This window comes from Mangrovimonas futianensis (genome assembly GCF_021245805.1).
GTDB lineage: Bacteria > Bacteroidota > Bacteroidia > Flavobacteriales > Flavobacteriaceae > Mangrovimonas > Mangrovimonas futianensis.
Genome location: NZ_JAJJNF010000004.1, coordinates 123,989 through 141,329 on the forward strand (window position 1 = coordinate 123,989; position 17,341 = coordinate 141,329).

Genomic DNA, 17,341 nt, shown 5'->3' on the forward strand with positions numbered 1-17,341 from the left:
TATGAGAATACATGGATTGAAAGATTTGATTGCGTTTCGAAAAGAACTACACAAACATCCAGAACTTTCAGGCTATGAAGTAAAAACAGCCAAAAAAATTTCTGAAACCCTAAAATATTTCAATCCGTCACAAATCATAACCCAACTAGGCAGATTTGGCGTAGCTGCTATTTTTGAAGCCGACAAAGAAGGTCCAACTAGCTTATATCGAGCTGAACTTGACGCTCTTCCAATTAGAGAAACAAATACATTTGATCATGCCTCTGAATATGACAACATTTCCCATAAATGCGGACATGATGGACATAGCACTATTTTAATAGGACTAGCAAGAGAAATATACAACCATCCCTTTTCATCTGGAAAAGTGATTCTACTCTTCCAACCGGCTGAAGAAATTGGTACCGGAGCTAAAGCCATACTGAAAGAACCGCTCCTTTTAGAAAAGAAGCCTGATTTTGCATTCGCTCTTCACAATGTTCCTGGGTTTGATATAGGACAGATTATATGTAGAGAAAATACCTTTACTCCTTCGGTCATTAGTCTTGCGATTACTTTGACTGGTAAAACTTCGCATGCCGCTGAACCAGACAAGGGTATCAACCCTGACTTAGCAATTTCAGAATTAATCCAGCGAATCAAAGGGCTATCAAATCCTGAAGAAACGAATCCCAATTTTTCAACGATTGCAACAGTTTACAGTAGAATAGGATCAAAAGACTACGGTATTTCTGCGGGAGATGGAGAAGTTCATTTTACTTTGAGATGTTGGACCGTCACTCAATTGGAATACTTGAAAAATGATGTCATAACGATAGTCAAGAAGACCTGTCATATTTACAAACTCAACTATACGGTTCAATGGTTTGATGAATTCCTTTCAAACAACAACCATCCTGAAGCAGTTTCTCATATTAAAGAAGCTGCTAATACTCTTGGATTTTCATACCTCAACAAACAGTTCCCTTTTAAATGGGGAGAGGATTTTGGTCTATTTACCCAAAAATTCAAAGGCGCCATGTTTGGGCTTGGTGCAGGACAAAATGCTCCAGCTTTACATAACCCCGATTATGATTTCCCAGATGAAATCATAACTAACGGAATAAACATGTTCCATCAAATAATAAAACAAATACATGCCTAATTCGATTCTTGAAATAAATAAAAAAGCATTAGCTAAAAACATCACATACATAAAAACCTTATTGGATGAAGGAACCATTATTTCTTCGGTTTTAAAAGGGAATGCTTATGGACATGGAATCTGCATTATGGTTCCCTTACTACAAGAATTGGGTATCAATCATTTTGCAGTGTTTAGCTCCCTAGAAGCCAAACAAGTTTTTGAAAAAGCAAAAGGCGATTTTTCCATAATGATTATGGGAGATATCAGCGAGGAGCATGCTTCATGGGTATTGGAGAATAACATTGAGTTTTATGTGTTTAATATCCAACGATTGGATTACATGGTTCAATTAGCAAAAACCATGAACCGAAAAGCTCGTGTTCATTTAGAAATTGAAACCGGTATGAATCGAACGGGGTTTAATCAGAATGAATGGAAAAACTTAGCGGATACCCTCCTACTGAATAACGAACATTTAGGCATACAGGGAATTTGCACCCATTACGCGGGGGCAGAGAGCATCAGCAACTATCTAAGAGTAAAAAATCAGAGACAAATCTTTAAAAAAGCCATCAAGTTTTTTAAGAAAAAGGGTATTAAACCTGAAAGAATACATGCCTCTTGTAGCGCTGCAGTTCTATCATTTCCTAAGGATAATTATGACATGGTACGTGTCGGAATTCTTCAATACGGCCTTTGGCCAAGTAGAGAAAATTTCATCTCACATATTACCCAGAAACATGTACATAAAGATCCTCTAAAACCTATTTTAAGTTGGAAATCCTATGTCATGGACATCAAAGAGGTTCCTAAAGGTCAATATATTGGTTACGGAAATTCGTACCTTGCAGAACAGGATATGACTATAGCATCTGTTCCTATAGGATACGGTTATGGCTATAGCAGGAGTCTAAGCAACCAAGGCCGTGTTATCATTAACAATCAAAGATATGGTGTCACTGGTATTGTAAACATGAACATGCTTCTAATCGATATTACAAGTGACCCAACCATTAAAATAAATGATGAGGTCATTTTGATAGGCAAACAAGGAGATCTGGAAATTACGGTATCTTCCTTCGGAAATATGACCGATCAACTCAATTATGAAGTCCTTTCAAGAATCGATAAAGACATACCAAGAATTATAAACTAAACCATGGCCTATTTTACTTTAAACAAAGCTTCGCTTGTTCATAATTACCAATTTTTAAAGAATCTGTTTGATAGCCACCAAGTAGAATGGGCTCCAGTTCTAAAAATGCTTTGCGGCAATGAACTTTTTCTGGAATTTGTTTTGAGTTTAGGTGATGAACAAGTTTGCGATGCGCGGTTGACAAACCTCAAAACCATCAGGAAAATTAAACCTGAAGTAGGCACTATTTATATCAAGCCACCTTCCAAGCATATCATTAAGGACATTGTCACCTTTGCTGATGTAAGTTTTAATACCGAATTCACCACGATTAAATGGCTATCTGAGGAAGCCAAAAGACAAAATAAAGTACACCGCGTTGTCATCATGATTGAATTAGGTGACTTAAGGGAAGGGATCATGGGAGATCATTTGATGGATTTCTATAAGGCTATTTTTGAGCTTCCAAACATACAAGTTGCTGGTATAGGCACCAACTTGAATTGCCTAAGTGGTGTCATGCCTAGTAAGGACAAACTCATTCAGCTTTGTCTTTACGAACAACTTATTGAAGCCAAATTTGATCAAAAAATAGATGGTGTTTCTGGTGGATCATCTGTAATGGTCCCCTTACTATTAAAAGGCATTGTTCCGAAAGGGATCAATCATTTTAGAGTGGGTGAAACCCTATTCTTCGGGAGCGATCTTTTTGAAAACACCACCATAGAGGGCATGAAAGATGATGTTTTCACCCTGCATTGTGAAATCATAGAAATTACAGAAAAACCAAGCGTTCCATATGGCGAATTGGAAAAAAACCCTTCGGGCGACATGTTTGAAGTAGATGAGTCAAAATGGACAGAAATACAGAAACGAGCCATTCTAGACGTCGGTTTACTGGATGTTTCTAAAATTGATTTTTTAAGATGTTTGGATGAGTCCGTCAATTTTGTAGGCGCGAGCTCAGACATGTTGGTCCTTGATATTTCACAAACTGAAATTGATTACAAGATAGGTGACATCATTAGCTTTAGAACAGATTATATGGGAGCTTTGAGAATTATGAATTCAGAATATATTGAAAAAAGACTGATTTAATCATTTGTGATAGGATGGTCTTCATAAAAGTCTTTAAAGGTTTTATTGGTCCTGTAGTTATCCCTTAAAACTTTATACACCATAATCAACATCATTAGCTGCCCAAAAATCATCACATAATAAACCCAATGGAATGGCAACCCCATACCTACCATAACAGTTAAAGCTACTAGACATAAGGTGGTAAACACCACATAGAACATTACTGGGATTTTCATGTTTTCTACTTAAAATACTCAAAAAGAAAACGTATCTCTATTAAAGAGCTGTTAAACTTTAATTTCGATGGCTACAACAAGCCCTTCGTTGGACCGGACATTAAAGACGGTATCATCTTCAAAAATCAGGTATTGTCCCTTTACCCCAACTAATTTACCCTCAAAACTTTTTTGCTTTTCAATATTCAAACTACTGGGTTTTGAAGGATATTTTGAAACAGGAAAATCAAGCTCGGTTTCAGTGTTGTTTTCGATATAATATTCCTTTGCTTCCTCAGGAATAAACTCTTTTAATCGTTCACGCCACTCGACCAGATTTTCATCAACCACATCATTCTTGAGCATGGTTCTCCAATTGGTCTTATCACTCACATGCTCCTTTAGAGCTACTTCGGTAATCCCTGCCAAATATCTATTGGGAACCTCAACAATTTCAATAGCTTCATGTGCGCCTTGATCAATCCACCTAGTTGGCACTTGAGTTTTTCTAGTGACTCCAACTTTCACGCTACTGGAATTCGCCAAATAAACGATATGTGGCTGTAATTGTACTTTCTTTTCATATGCTAAATCACGTTCTTCCTGATCCAAATGTGCCTTACTCAATTCAGGCTTCATCACCCAATCTGCTGCTTGTGGAACTTCAAAAAAGCAACTTTTACAAAATCCCTGGCGGTAGATGGGCTTATCTAAACCACAGTTTAAACACTGGTATTTAACAAATTGCATGGTGATTGTTTTACCCAACAATTGATTCATATTGATAAAGTCATTTTCAAACACCAAAAAGTATTGAATCGGGTTTAAAAACTCAGTCTCCATTTTTGTCAAGACACCTTGGTAGGTCATAAAAAAAAGTATTATTTTTAGTTTTTTAAAGATAATGCAAATATGCCATTTCCAATAGTAAATTCTATTGCTTCTTGGTTTTTAAAGAAACGATTTCACCAGATAGAACTTTTCTTAAAGTACCCCAATGAAGTGCAGATGGAACTGCTTTCCCATTTATTGGAGAAAGCCAAAGACACAGAAATTGGTAGACGCTATGATTTCCAATCCATTGGGGATTATGAAACTTTTGCACAACGCATTCCTATTTCCCACTACGAAGATTTAAGCCCAGACATTGAACGTTCCCGTCAAGGGGAAACCAATATATTCTGGCCAGAACCTATTAAATGGTTTGCTAAATCAAGTGGCACGACAAACAGTAAAAGTAAATTCATTCCTGTAAGTGGAGATTCCTTGGAAGATTGCCATTATGCGGCAAGCAAGGATCTACTGTGTATGTACTTAAACAATAATGAAGATTCCCAACTTTTTACTGGAAAGAGTTTAAGACTGGGAGGAAGCAAAGAACTGTATAGAGAAAATGGAACCATTTTTGGCGATTTATCAGCCATCCTAATTGATAATATGCCCTTTTGGGCAGAGTTCAGCAGCACGCCGAGTAACCGTGTTTCATTGATGAGCAATTGGGAAGAAAAAATGCAGGCCATTGTAGAAGAGACCGTTGAAGAGAATGTGACAAGTTTAGCTGGCGTTCCTTCATGGATGTTGGTGTTATTGAACAATGTTTTAGACTATACTAATAAGGATAGTTTATTGGATATTTGGCCCAACTTGGAAGTTTACTTCCATGGTGGCGTTAGTTTCACTCCATATAAAAACCAATACAAATCAATCCTTCCCAAAAAAGATTTCAGGTATTATGAAATCTATAATGCTTCGGAAGGTTTTTTTGCTATTCAAGACAGGAACAAATCCAGTGAATTATTGCTCATGTTGGACTATGGGATTTTCTACGAATTCATTCCAATGGATAGCTACGGAACAGAATCTGAACATGTGATTCCTCTCAACCAAGTAGAGCTTGATAAAAACTATGCTATTGTCATCACAACAAATGCAGGTCTGTGGCGTTATAAAATTGGTGATACGGTAAAATTCACCTCCGTAAAACCCTACCGGATCAAAGTTTCTGGTAGAACCAAGCATCATATTAATGTGTTTGGTGAAGAATTGATCATTGAAAATGCTGAAGACGCCCTAAGAAAGGTCTGCCAAAAAACTGGAGCACAAATTGTAGATTATACAGCAGCTCCCATTTTTATGGAAGGCAAGGAAAAAGGTGCCCACGAGTGGCTTATTGAATTTAAAATACCACCTCAAGACATTGATTATTTTAACGAATTGTTTGACAATGCCCTGAAGGCCTTAAATTCAGACTATGAAGCCAAAAGGTACAACAATATGACTCTGAATAAGCCCAAGATTCACATGGCCAGACCCAAACTGTTTTATGATTGGTTAAAACAACATGGTAAATTGGGAGGTCAACACAAGGTCCCTAGGCTCTCAAATACAAGAATGTACCTTGACGATTTGTTAGGCATGAACCAATAGGTACTTAATCGGAGAAATTGACTGTAAGAAAATTTTTATCGAGTATTTTTTAAGGTTGGTCTAAAAGGCATTTTATCTCCTTTTTTAAAAAGGATAATTCTATTAGATTTACCTCAATATTAGAAGAAAACGAATTATAATATTGCATTATTAATTACTTCAATCCATAGAAATAAAAAAGCCTCCTAGATTTAGGAGGCTTTTTTTATGTAGTAAAGCTACTTACGAAACCGCTTTCAGTTTCTTTAATGTAGTTTTTGTCAATTTATCTTCAGCATAGGCCTTAGTGACCTTAAGCTCTTTGTCATTTGTACCTGGCATTTCAAACATAGCATCCGTTAAAATTTCCTCGCATAAAGAACGTAGTCCACGTGCTCCAAGTTTGTATTCTACGGCTTTTTCAACAATAAAGTCTAAAGCGCCATCGGTGATACTAAAATCGATATCATCCATTTCAAACAACTTTTTATATTGCTTGATAATAGCATTCTTAGGCTCTGTCAAAATAGCTCTCAACGTTTTATCATCCAACGGATTCATATACGTAAGAACCGGTAAACGCCCAATTATTTCAGGAATCAATCCAAAGTCCTTTAAATCTTTCGGAATGATATATTGCAATAAATTGTCATTGTCAATTTGGTCATCAGACATGGAAGCACTATACCCAACCGCTTTCATATTTAAACGCTTGGAGATGATTTTTTCGATACCATCAAAAGCTCCTCCTGCAATGAACAAAATGTTTTCGGTATTAACTTCTATGAATTTTTGATCGGGGTGCTTTCTACCTCCTTTGGGCGGCACATTAACTACTGTACCTTCCAATAATTTCAACAAGGCCTGTTGTACTCCCTCTCCAGATACGTCTCTTGTAATGGATGGATTATCACTTTTACGCGCAATCTTATCTATCTCATCGATAAAAACGATGCCTTTTTCTGCCTTTTCCAAATTGTAATCAGCCGCTTGCAGCAATCGGGTCAAAATACTTTCCACATCTTCACCCACATAGCCTGCCTCTGTTAAAACAGTGGCGTCAACAATAGCTAACGGCACATTAAGCATACGGGCAATGGTTTTCGCCATTAAGGTTTTACCAGTACCAGTCTGTCCCACCATAACGATATTACTTTTTTGAATTTCAATATCATCATCTGTAGGTGATTGCAATAACCTTTTGTAGTGGTTATATACAGCCACAGACATCACTTTTTTAGTAGCTTCTTGACCAATAATATATTCATCAAGAAATTGTTTGATTTTTTGAGGCTTACGCAACATCAATTCGGCCGACAACTCGGTGTTATGGCTTTGCTTGGATTCTTCCAAAACAATACCATGGGCCTGTTCGATACAACGGTCACAAATGTGAGCATCTAAACCTGCAATCAATAAATTAGTTTCTGGCTTTTTTCTACCACAAAACGAGCATTCTAATTCTTCTTTTGCCATACTTTACTTTTACTTACTTCTATGATTAACTGCGCATCAATACTTCGTCAATCATTCCATATTCTTTAGCTTGTTCAGCTTTCATCCAGTAATCACGATCACTGTCATCATATACCTTGTCGTAAGGTTGACCCGAGTGCTTACTGATAATTTGATATAATTCTTCTTTTAATTTTAAAATCTCCCTAGCCGTAATTTCAATATCACTAGCCTGACCTTGAGCACCACCTAAAGGCTGATGAATCATCACCCTTGAGTGTGGCAATCCGCTACGTTTACCTTCTTTACCAGCACATAGCAATACTGCTCCCATTGATGCTGCCATACCAGTACAAATAGTAGCCACATCTGGCTTAATAAACTGCATGGTGTCATAAATACCCAAGCCAGCATATACACCCCCACCTGGAGAGTTTATATAAATCTGAATGTCTTTAGAAGAGTCTGTACTTTCCAAAAACAACAATTGGGCCTGAATGATATTGGCAACTTGATCATTAATTGCCGTTCCCAAGAAGATAATTCGGTCCATCATTAAACGTGAAAACACATCAAAAATCGCAATGTTCATTTGACGTTCTTCAATAATATTGGGAGTTAAACCAACAGGATACATACTACTCATTATCTTGTTGTAGTAAGTACTGCTAATCCCTTGATCTTTTATAGCGAATTTTTCAAATTCTTTAGCGTAATCCATAAATATATTCTAATAAAAATTAACCAATTAAAAAGGCGTTGAAAGCTTAATTTCCAACGCCTAAATATAAGCATTTATTCTTTAAAAGAATCTTAATTACTTGTCTCCGTAAACTTCTTTCACAAAGTTCTCGTAAGTCACTTCCTTCTCTTTAAGCTTTACATTTTCCTTATAAAAGGATAGTAATTTTTGACTAATGATTTGCTCAGAAATTCTACGAACTTCTTCTTGGTTAGTCAAAACTCTTGAAGCGATTCCATCCAATTCCTCTTCAGAAGGATTCATTTGACCAAATTGAGCCATTTGTGCTTTGATCATTTCTTTAGTATGACCAGTCACATCCTCCATAGTCACTTGGATGTTATTATCACCCACCAACTTTCCTTCAATCAATTGATAACGCAATCCTTTTTCAGACTTTTCATACTCTTCTTTAGCTTGTACTTCATCCAAAGGTTGCTCTCCAGATGTTTGAATCCATTTTTGAAGGAATTCTGCTGGTAATTCAAATTTGGTACTGTCAACTAAATATTCAGTTACGTCATTCAACAATTTTTGATCAGCTTGTTGCTTAAATTGTTTCTCAGCATCTTCTTTGATTTTTTCTTTCAATTCAGTTACTGACTTCACTACGTCTTTACCAAATAATTTATCAAATAAGTCTTGATCTAAATCCGCTAATTCACGGTTGTTAATTTCAGAAATTGTAAAGTTCACTTCAATATCCAAATCATGAACTTCATCATGACTAACCTTCAATGCATGCATTAATTCGTGGTCATCGCTATACAAACCTTTAGTTTTTAAAGTAATGACATCACCCACTTTAGCACCAATAAATTTCTTTTCAGTCGCTTTTCCTTTGAATTTATCTAGGGTTAAAGTAACTCTATTTTCGATACCTTTCTCCTCGTTGCTGTAAACACCAGTAACCTCGCTGTCTTTAGAAACTTCTTCTTGAGAAACTAATTTACCATATTGCTTTTGGATGCTTTCAACTTGTTCGTCGATCATTTTGTCATCAGCTACAATAGTATAATGGGTAATTGCTTTTTTAGGACTTAAATCAACTGAAAATTCAGGAGCTAATCCTAATTCAAATTCAAAAGACAATTGCTCTGCATCCCAATCAAGGTTATCTTGTGGCTTTGGAAGTGGATGACCTAAAACATCCAATTTTTCCTCAGTCAAATATTTGTTAAGTGCATCCTGTAAAAGCTTGTTCACTTCATCAACCAAAACTGCTTTACCATACTGCTTTTTAACCATCCCCATAGGTACGTGACCTTTTCTAAATCCAGGTACAGAAGCAGTTTTACGGTAATCCGATAAGATCTTTTCAACTTTGTCGCTGTAATCCGATTTCTCGATATCTACCTTTACTACAGCATTTAACTCATCAATGTTTTCTCTTGTAATATTCATATGGAATGTAATAAACCCTAAGGGTAATAAAACTTATTGTAATTAAAAAGGGTTGCAAAAGTATAACTTTTTCGCAACCCCACAAAGTTTTTAACGGTCTGAAATTCACTTACTTTTTATCCTTATCCAAAAGCGAATGTAGAATAGATTCTAGAATGGATAAAAGAATGCTAAAAAGTATGGCTGTCCAAATGCTACTAACATCAAAACCGCCAATCATTTCCCTGGCAATCAAAATAATAATGGCATTAACCACCAATAAAAATAACCCTAGGGTTAAAATGGTAATGGGCAATGTCAAGATAACCAACAAAGGCTTGACCAAAAGGTTTAAAATTCCAAGAACCAAAGCCACCAAAATGGCTGTTCCGAAGCCGCTTACGGATACTCCTGGAAGGATGTAAGCCAAAATAATGACGGCCACGGCATTTAATAAAATTTTGAGGATAAGATTCATATCGTAATCGTTTTTCTTAAAAGTACAAAAAACTACTTGATAAAATCTATGACGTAATTATAAAATTCCTCCGGATTCTCGGCATGCAACCAATGTCCCGCATTACTTACTGTTTCAATTTTAGCTTTTGGGAAGTGTCTTTGGATGATTGACTCATCCTCAAGGGAAATATACTCACTTTTATCACCTCTTAAAAACAAGGTGTCACCATCAAATTTGGCATGCATCGGTAAAGCCTCACCTACTTCTTCAACCTGCGCTTTTAAGACCGGTAAGTTCATTCTCAAACCTAGCCGCCCTTTTTCTACCCAATAAAGATTCTTCAATAAAAACTGTCTTGTACCAAAATCGGAAACATATTTGGCCAATTGATCATCTGCCTCTCCTCTTGACCCTAATTCTGAAAAATCCAAACTACTTAGGCCTTCTAGTATTCGATCATGATGTACTGGATAAAACCTAGGAGAGATGTCTGCCACCATCAATTTAGAAACCAATTCTGGATACTCTGTGGCAAACAACATGGCTGTTTTACCACCCATGGAGTGCCCTAAAAGGATAATATCTCGCAAATTATTGATTTCACAATAATGTTTGAGGTCTGCTACCAACACTTCATAATTAAAGGCCTCATCATGAAAACTTCGTCCATGGTTTCTTTGGTCTAAAAGATGTACTTCAAATCCTTGCTCGCCAAAAGCCTTTCCAAGGGTTTTCCAGTTATCACTCATGCCCAAAAACCCATGTAGAATGATAAACGGGCGACCTTCACCAATAACATTTGAATATAATTCCATTTACTTCAACTTGTTTAAATACATTTGAACCACATTCTCAATACCCAAATAAAGACTTTCAGAAATTAAAGCATGCCCTATTGAGACTTCCAATAACCCAGGAATGTGTTCTTTAAAAAATTGGATGTTATCCAAGGATAAATCGTGTCCAGCATTGATTCCCAACCCTAATTGATTGGCCAGTTCTGCACATGCCGAATAAGGTTTAATTCCATTCTTATTACCCAAACCAAATTGATGCGCAAAGGCTTCGGTATATAATTCAATTCTATCTGTACCAGTCTCTTTAGCTCCTTCAATTTGAGCCTCAACTGGATCAACAAAAATGGAAGTCCTAATCCCACTTTCTTTAAATTGGGCGATGACATCCTGAAGAAAGCTCTTATGCTTAATGGTATCCCAACCTGCGTTACTTGTAATAGCGTCCTCTGCATCGGGAACTAAGGTTACTTGAGTGGGCTTTACTTCAAGCACCATTTTATTGAACTTATCTATAGGATTCCCTTCAATATTAAACTCGGTATAGACTTCTGATTTTAAATCATAAACATCTTGATAGGTAATGTGGCGTTCATCTGGCCTTGGGTGAACAGTGACACCCTCAGCACCAAATCTTTGAACATCTCTTGCGAATTGAACCACATTTGGAACATCCCCTCCTCTTGAATTTCTTAGAGTGGCGATCTTATTTATATTAACACTTAGCTTGGTCATTTTTAACGTTTCTTTCAACAAAAATACAAACTGAATCAGGCTTATTGTAGCATTTTTTTGATTAATTTGCAGATAAAAGAAAGTGTATGAACCTTGCTGAATTTATCATAAACGACATCAAACCCTTGAACATCAAGGACCACATTGGTGATGTTCAGGTTATGTTCAATCAGCTGACTTACTCTCACATTCCTATTGTAAATGACTTGAACCAGTATCTAGGCTGTATTTCTGAAAATGACGCTCATTGCCTTGATGGTAAAAAACTTATTTCTGATTACGGACATACTATTGAAGGTTTTTTCGTTAGAGATACAACTGTATGGCTTGATGTTTTGGAATCTTTTGCTCAAAACTCGACCAATATCATGCCCGTCCTTGATGTCAAAAACACCTATTTAGGTTATTATGAGCTCAATGATATAATCACCTTATTTAACGAAACACCATTTTTTGCTGAAGCTGGTGGTATTTTAATCATAGAAAAGGGTATTAATGACTATTCCTTTAGTGAGTTGAGTCAAATTGTAGAATCAAACAATGGGAAACTTTTAGGAGCTTTTATTTCAAAAATTGAAAATGACCTAGTTCAAATCACCCTGAAAGTGGGCAATACAGGACTTAACGATATTATGCAAACCTTTAGAAGATATAGCTACAATATAATTTCTGGACACGAGGAGGACAGTTATATGGAAAGCCTCAAAGAGCGTTCTGATTACCTCAATAAATACCTGAATATATAGATGAAGGTAGCAATTTTTGGGCAATTTTACCACCAAAATGCCGAGGAGGCTATAAAGATTCTTTTTGATTATCTCGAAAAGAAAAATGGGGATTTCTTCATTGAAGAAACTTTCTTGCAAATCATCAACAGTCAAATCAATCCCGACGAAAATGCTTATCATTTTAATACCTTCAAAACATTAGATGACAGTTTTGATTTATTAATAAGTATCGGTGGAGACGGCACCATTTTAAGAGCAATCACCTTTGTAAAAGATAAATCCATTCCCATTGTCGGAATTAATACCGGGCGATTAGGTTTTTTAGCAACCATTCAAAACAATCGCATTGAAACTGCGATGGACCACATTTTTGAAGGGAGATACAAGATTTCAGAACGTAGTCTATTGGAAGTCAAAACAACACCTTCCAATGAAAATATGGAAAACCTAAATTTCGCATTAAACGAAATTACGGTAAGTCGAAAAAACACCACTTCCATGATTACGGTAGATACTCATTTAAATGGAGAATACCTTACATCATACTGGAGTGATGGCTTGATAGTTTCTACCCCCACAGGCTCTACAGGATATTCTCTAAGTTGCGGTGGCCCAGTAATTGACCCCCATGCTGAAAGTTTTGTGCTCACCCCTATTGCGCCACACAATTTAAACGCAAGACCTCTTGTTATTAAAGACACTACAGAAATTCAATTGAAAGTATCTGGAAGAGAACACCAACATTTAATCTCCCTAGACTCTAGAATAGCCACTTTAGATAATGAAACACTCATAACCATCTCCAAAGCACCTTTCAAAATAAAAATGATTGAACTCTTAGATGAAAGTTTTCTAGACACCCTTAGAAAAAAACTTCTTTGGGGAGAAGATAAGCGTAATTAAACAATAAAAGTGAATAAATCTTGTTTTAAACCTAACACAAACCCCTACAATTTGTTATTGGGAATTTAGATTTATTATATTTGCAAACTTTTAAGTGTTTATGAGGTATTTAACCACTTTAATCATATTATTTTTTACCGTCCAAATTTGCCATTCGCAAACCCATGAGTTGGGTGTCTTTTTGGGGGGTAGCAACTTTATAGGAGATATTGGCTCGACCAAATACATCGCCCCTAACAAACCGGCTATTGGAGCCGTTTGGAAATGGAATCGTAGCAATAGACACTCCTTCAGGTTTTCTGCAATTTTTTCTGAATTAGAAGGAAGAGACAGTGAGTCTGATGATCCCAGACGACAAGAAAGAAATTATAGTTTTAAAAATGGCGTTGTGGAATTGGCCGCTGGTTTGGAATTTACCTTTTTCGATTACAGTTTACACGATGGCCGACGTAATTTCACCCCATATCTTTTTTCAGGTATTGCAGTTGCCTACCACGATAACTTCTACTATAGAAACGACAGAATTATTGATGAAGACACTGAAAGCTTAGCCTTCGGGATTCCTATGGCTCTAGGAGTAAAAGGAAGACTAACCGAGCATATTATTTTATCTTTTGAAATTGGAGCACGATATACTTTTTCAGATGAAATAGATGGAAGTGAACCAGATTCCCATCAAATTAAAGACACTATGAGCATTGGAAATGTTAATAACAATGACTGGTATGTGTTTTCTGGTTTAACCATTACCTATACCTTTGGCCGAAAACCATGTTACTGCAATTTTTAGGCAAGTGGACTTAAAAGATCAAATACATACCGAAAAGTTACCAAATCATATTGCCATTATCATGGATGGTAACGGCAGATGGGCCAAACAGAAAGGTTTGATAAGAGCCATAGGCCATGAAAATGGCACCAAATCGGTAAGACAAGTGGTAGAAGCCTCGGCTGAATTAGGCATTAAAAATCTAACCTTGTATGCATTTTCTACAGAAAACTGGAACAGACCAAAACCAGAGGTTCAGGCCCTTATGAGGTTATTAGTATCTTCCTTGAAGAACGAATTGGAGACACTCCAGAAGAATGACATCCAATTAAATGCCATAGGCAACTTAGATGCGCTTCCAAAAAAAATAAATAAAGAGCTTTTGGAGGTCATGGAAAAAACCAAAAACAATAACCGAATGATACTAACCCTTGCCTTAAGTTATGGCTCTAGGGATGAAATCACTCAGGTTATCAAGGATTTATGCCATAAAGTTAAAAATAACATAATTTCTCCCGAAAATATTGACGAATCGGTTATTAATAAGCATCTTTACACGCAAAATTTACACGATGTGGATTTGCTTATTAGAACGAGCGGAGAACGCAGGATAAGCAATTTCCTTTTGTGGCAAATTGCTTATGCTGAATTATATTTTACGGAAGTTCTTTGGCCAGATTTCACCAAGGAGGATTTATTTAAGGCCATCATTGATTATCAAAATAGAGAGAGAAGATTTGGGAAAACAAGTGAACAAATTAATTGATAGCAAGCTATTGAAAACACAATTACTTTTTACATTATTACTTACCTTAATTTTAAGTATTCCATCGGCTGTCGCCCAAGAATTAACGGTTCAAGACAGTAAAACATATACAATTGCTGAGATTACTGTAAATGGTGAAACCTCCTTTAGTGAACAAACCATTATTGCCTATTCGGGATTAAGAAAAGGAGAAGAAATTGCTATTCCTGGAGAAAAAATAAGCAAAGCCATTACCAAGCTTTGGAATTCCAACCTTTTCAACAACATAGAAATTTACCTTAAGGATGTTAAAAATGGCAATCAGGCTTATTTGGAAATTAGGTTAACTGATTTACCAGAACTGAATGAGGTTAAAATTACAGGTGTTAAAAAATCAAAGAGGGAAAAAATCATCAAGGAAAACAAACTTGATAAAGGTGTCAAGGTAACCGAAAACCTTATTACTACCACAAAAAACTACCTTATTAATACGTATAAAAAAGATGGTTACTACAATTCTAAAGTAGCCATAAATACAATTGAAGTTCAAGATTCAATTCAAAAGGCAAGAGTCAATATGGTTGTCAGGATTGATAAAGGCAGTAAGGTAAAAGTCAAAGACATCGATTTTACTGGTAATGAAGTTTTCACCGACAATAAATTGAAAGCTGCGATGAAAAAGACGAAACAAAAGAATTTCATTCGCGTGTACAAGCGGTCTAAATATATAGAAGCCGATTATAAGGAAGACTTAAAAGCTGTCATCGATAAGTATAAAGAAAATGGTTATCGAGATGCGCGAATAGTTGCAGATTCCATTACGGTTGTTGATGATAAAAATGTAGCCATTGGTATTCATATTGAAGAAGGAGAATTATACACTTTTGGAGATATTTCTTTCATTGGTAATACCGTTTATTCAGATGAACAACTTAAACGTGTTTTAAGGATTGAAAAAGGGGATGAATACAATGGTGTTATGCTAGAAAAACGTATTGCAGATAATACATCTCCTGATGCATTGGATATCACAAACATGTATCAAAACAACGGATATCTTTTTTCTACCATTAATCCAGTTGAAGTTAGTGCTGAAGGCAACGTCATTGATTTAGAGATTAGAATTTCAGAAGGTAAACCTGTTCATTTTAATGATATCACCATTGTTGGAAATGAAGTTACCAATGATAAGGTAATTTACAGAGAGCTTTATACAAGACCAGGTCAACTTTACAAAAAGTCTAATGTAATAAGAACCATCAGGGAATTAAGTCAATTAGGATTCTTTGATGCCGAACAAATTGGAACTAATTTTAAAAACCCAAAACCTAATGAAGGAACCATCGATTTGGAATACTCTGTGGTTGAAACAGGTTCAAGCCAAGTAGAATTACAAGGTGGTTACGGTGGTGGCGGTTTCATTGGAACACTGGGCCTTTCCTTTAACAACTTTTCACTAAAGAATATCCTTAATAAGGATGCATATACACCTGTTCCAAGAGGTGACGGACAGAAACTAGCTTTAAGATTGCAAGCCAGTCAATTCTTCCAGACCTATAGTTTTTCATTTACAGAACCTTGGATGGGAGGAAAAAAACCGGTTCAATTTTCAACGTCATTCTCTCATTCCAAGCAATTTTCATATGATTACAGAACTGGAAGACCTGACAGAAGTAGAAGTTTCAATGTCACTGGTGTAACCCTAGGACTGGCAAAAAGATTAACCATCCCAGATGATTATTTTTCAATTTCACATGCCTTGACTTTTCAACATTATAACTTAAACAATTATAATACGAGCTTATTTACTTTTGGAGATGGGTATTCAAATAACTTGGCATATACCATAGGTTTAAGTAGAAACAATACTTATAACGATCCTATTTACCCTACAGGAGGATCTAACTTTACAGTAAGTGCTAAAGTTACCTTCCCTTACTCTTTGGTCAATGGTGTTGATTATAGAGCTTTGAGAGATGAAAGAAACGAATTAGATGAGTTTGTTTCAGACACCAACAATCCTGAAGCAGATCGTGTGGAAGCTGTAGACAGAATTGCTGAGATAGATCAAGAACGTTTTAAATGGTTAGAATTCTACAAAATTAAATTTAGAGTAGACTGGTATTCAGAACTAGCAAAAAAGCTAGTTTTAAAACCTAGTTTAGAATTTGGTTTCTTAGGGGCATATAATCCAAATAGAGGTGTGATACCATTTGAAAGATTTTTCCTTGGAGGTGATGGTTTAGCCAATTACACCTTGGATGGAAGGGAAACCATTGCCCTAAGAGGTTATCCTAACCAATCCATTCAACCTTTAGATGAAAATGGAAACCCAACAAATGATGGAGGAACGATTTATAATAAATTCTCTTTAGAATTACGATACCCTATTACTTTAAGTCAAACAGCTAAAATTTACGGATTAACCTTCTTAGAAGGAGGTGTCACCTACAATGATTTTCATGACTACAATCCTTTTGATCTTAAAAGATCTGCAGGTGTAGGTGTAAGAATCTTTATGCCCGCCTTTGGTCTGTTAGGTATTGATTTCGGGTATGGATTTGATCCGGTACCTGGTGAGTTTAATCCTAGTAGATGGCAAACACATTTCATTATTGGACAACAATTTTAGTTTGGCACGATATTTTCTAATACCAAATAGATT

At 36.1% G+C, this 17,341-nt stretch carries 17 protein-coding genes; 9 read left to right on the forward strand and 8 right to left on the reverse strand.

What is annotated here, in order from left to right; translation table 11 throughout:
* Position 1 precedes the first annotated feature (1 nt).
* From LOK78_RS07855 to LOK78_RS07865, 3 genes are read left to right on the forward strand one after another with little or no spacing between them, the layout of a single operon-like run.
* Complete coding sequence (locus LOK78_RS07855) at positions 2 to 1,144, forward strand: amidohydrolase (protein WP_232634523.1); 1,143 nt, start codon at positions 2 to 4, stop codon at positions 1,142 to 1,144.
* A complete protein-coding gene (gene alr / locus LOK78_RS07860) occupies positions 1,137 to 2,282 on the forward strand; it encodes an alanine racemase (protein WP_232634524.1) in 1,146 nt (381 codons plus the stop codon). Before LOK78_RS07855 ends, alr begins: the two co-directional genes overlap by 8 nt.
* Before the next feature lie 3 nt (positions 2,283 to 2,285).
* Positions 2,286 to 3,359: an alanine racemase gene (locus LOK78_RS07865; protein ID WP_166962103.1), complete on the forward strand. Its 1,074-nt coding sequence runs from the start codon at positions 2,286 to 2,288 to the stop codon at positions 3,357 to 3,359.
* Here LOK78_RS07865 and LOK78_RS07870 read toward each other — a convergent pair.
* Complete coding sequence (locus tag LOK78_RS07870) at positions 3,356 to 3,577, reverse strand: hypothetical protein (RefSeq protein WP_053969846.1); 222 nt, start codon at positions 3,575 to 3,577, stop codon at positions 3,356 to 3,358. The genes LOK78_RS07865 and LOK78_RS07870 overlap by 4 nt on opposite strands.
* A 51-nt stretch (positions 3,578 to 3,628) precedes the next feature.
* Positions 3,629 to 4,426, reverse strand: a complete 798-nt coding sequence (locus LOK78_RS07875) for a DUF2797 domain-containing protein (RefSeq protein ID WP_232634525.1) — start codon at positions 4,424 to 4,426, stop codon at positions 3,629 to 3,631.
* Positions 4,427 to 4,468: 42 nt separating this feature from the next.
* Here LOK78_RS07875 and LOK78_RS07880 point away from each other — a divergent pair, with 42 nt between their 5' ends.
* Positions 4,469 to 5,983 (forward strand): GH3 auxin-responsive promoter family protein, encoded by a 1,515-nt coding sequence (locus LOK78_RS07880; RefSeq protein WP_232634526.1) that lies wholly within the window; start codon positions 4,469 to 4,471, stop codon positions 5,981 to 5,983.
* 222 nt (positions 5,984 to 6,205) lie between these two features.
* Here LOK78_RS07880 and clpX read toward each other — a convergent pair whose 3' ends face one another.
* The 6 genes from clpX to LOK78_RS07910 all read right to left on the reverse strand — a co-directional run bounded on the left by clpX (position 6,206) and on the right by LOK78_RS07910 (position 11,531).
* Positions 6,206 to 7,438 carry an ATP-dependent Clp protease ATP-binding subunit ClpX gene (gene clpX / locus LOK78_RS07885; protein WP_053969849.1) on the reverse strand — a complete coding sequence of 411 codons (1,233 nt, stop codon included), beginning with the start codon at positions 7,436 to 7,438 and terminating at the stop codon, positions 6,206 to 6,208.
* A 25-nt stretch (positions 7,439 to 7,463) separates the two neighbouring features.
* Positions 7,464 to 8,138, reverse strand: a complete 675-nt coding sequence (gene clpP / locus LOK78_RS07890; protein WP_053969850.1) for an ATP-dependent Clp endopeptidase proteolytic subunit ClpP — start codon at positions 8,136 to 8,138, stop codon at positions 7,464 to 7,466.
* Positions 8,139 to 8,234: 96 nt separating this feature from the next.
* Positions 8,235 to 9,563, reverse strand: coding sequence for a trigger factor (gene tig / locus LOK78_RS07895; protein WP_232634527.1), 1,329 nt, complete (start codon positions 9,561 to 9,563; stop codon positions 8,235 to 8,237).
* Between the two features lie 109 nt (positions 9,564 to 9,672).
* The gene (locus LOK78_RS07900) at positions 9,673 to 10,020 is read right to left on the reverse strand and encodes a phage holin family protein (RefSeq protein WP_053969852.1); all 348 of its coding nucleotides are present in this window, start codon (positions 10,018 to 10,020) and stop codon (positions 9,673 to 9,675) included.
* A gap of 32 nt (positions 10,021 to 10,052) precedes the next feature.
* A complete protein-coding gene (locus LOK78_RS07905; protein ID WP_232634528.1) occupies positions 10,053 to 10,817 on the reverse strand; it encodes an alpha/beta fold hydrolase in 765 nt (254 codons plus the stop codon).
* The gene (locus tag LOK78_RS07910) at positions 10,818 to 11,531 is read right to left on the reverse strand and encodes a pyridoxine 5'-phosphate synthase (RefSeq protein WP_053969854.1); all 714 of its coding nucleotides are present in this window, start codon (positions 11,529 to 11,531) and stop codon (positions 10,818 to 10,820) included.
* A gap of 86 nt (positions 11,532 to 11,617) precedes the next feature.
* Between LOK78_RS07910 and LOK78_RS07915 the strand changes: the two genes are divergently transcribed.
* The 5 genes from LOK78_RS07915 (at position 11,618) to LOK78_RS07935 (ending at position 17,308) form a co-directional block, all read left to right on the forward strand.
* A complete protein-coding gene (locus tag LOK78_RS07915; protein WP_053969855.1) occupies positions 11,618 to 12,277 on the forward strand; it encodes a CBS domain-containing protein in 660 nt (219 codons plus the stop codon).
* Positions 12,278 to 13,162, forward strand: a complete 885-nt coding sequence (locus LOK78_RS07920; protein ID WP_232395705.1) for an NAD kinase — start codon at positions 12,278 to 12,280, stop codon at positions 13,160 to 13,162.
* Positions 13,163 to 13,262: 100 nt separating this feature from the next.
* Positions 13,263 to 13,952, forward strand: coding sequence for a type IX secretion system protein PorG (gene porG / locus LOK78_RS07925; protein WP_053969857.1), 690 nt, complete (start codon positions 13,263 to 13,265; stop codon positions 13,950 to 13,952).
* Between the two features lie 4 nt (positions 13,953 to 13,956).
* Positions 13,957 to 14,697, forward strand: a complete 741-nt coding sequence (uppS, locus tag LOK78_RS07930) for an undecaprenyl pyrophosphate synthase (protein WP_232395704.1) — start codon at positions 13,957 to 13,959, stop codon at positions 14,695 to 14,697.
* Complete coding sequence (locus LOK78_RS07935) at positions 14,669 to 17,308, forward strand: BamA/OMP85 family outer membrane protein (RefSeq protein ID WP_232634652.1); 2,640 nt, start codon at positions 14,669 to 14,671, stop codon at positions 17,306 to 17,308. The genes uppS and LOK78_RS07935 overlap by 29 nt, the downstream gene beginning before the upstream one ends.
* Positions 17,309 to 17,341: the final 33 nt, after the last annotated feature.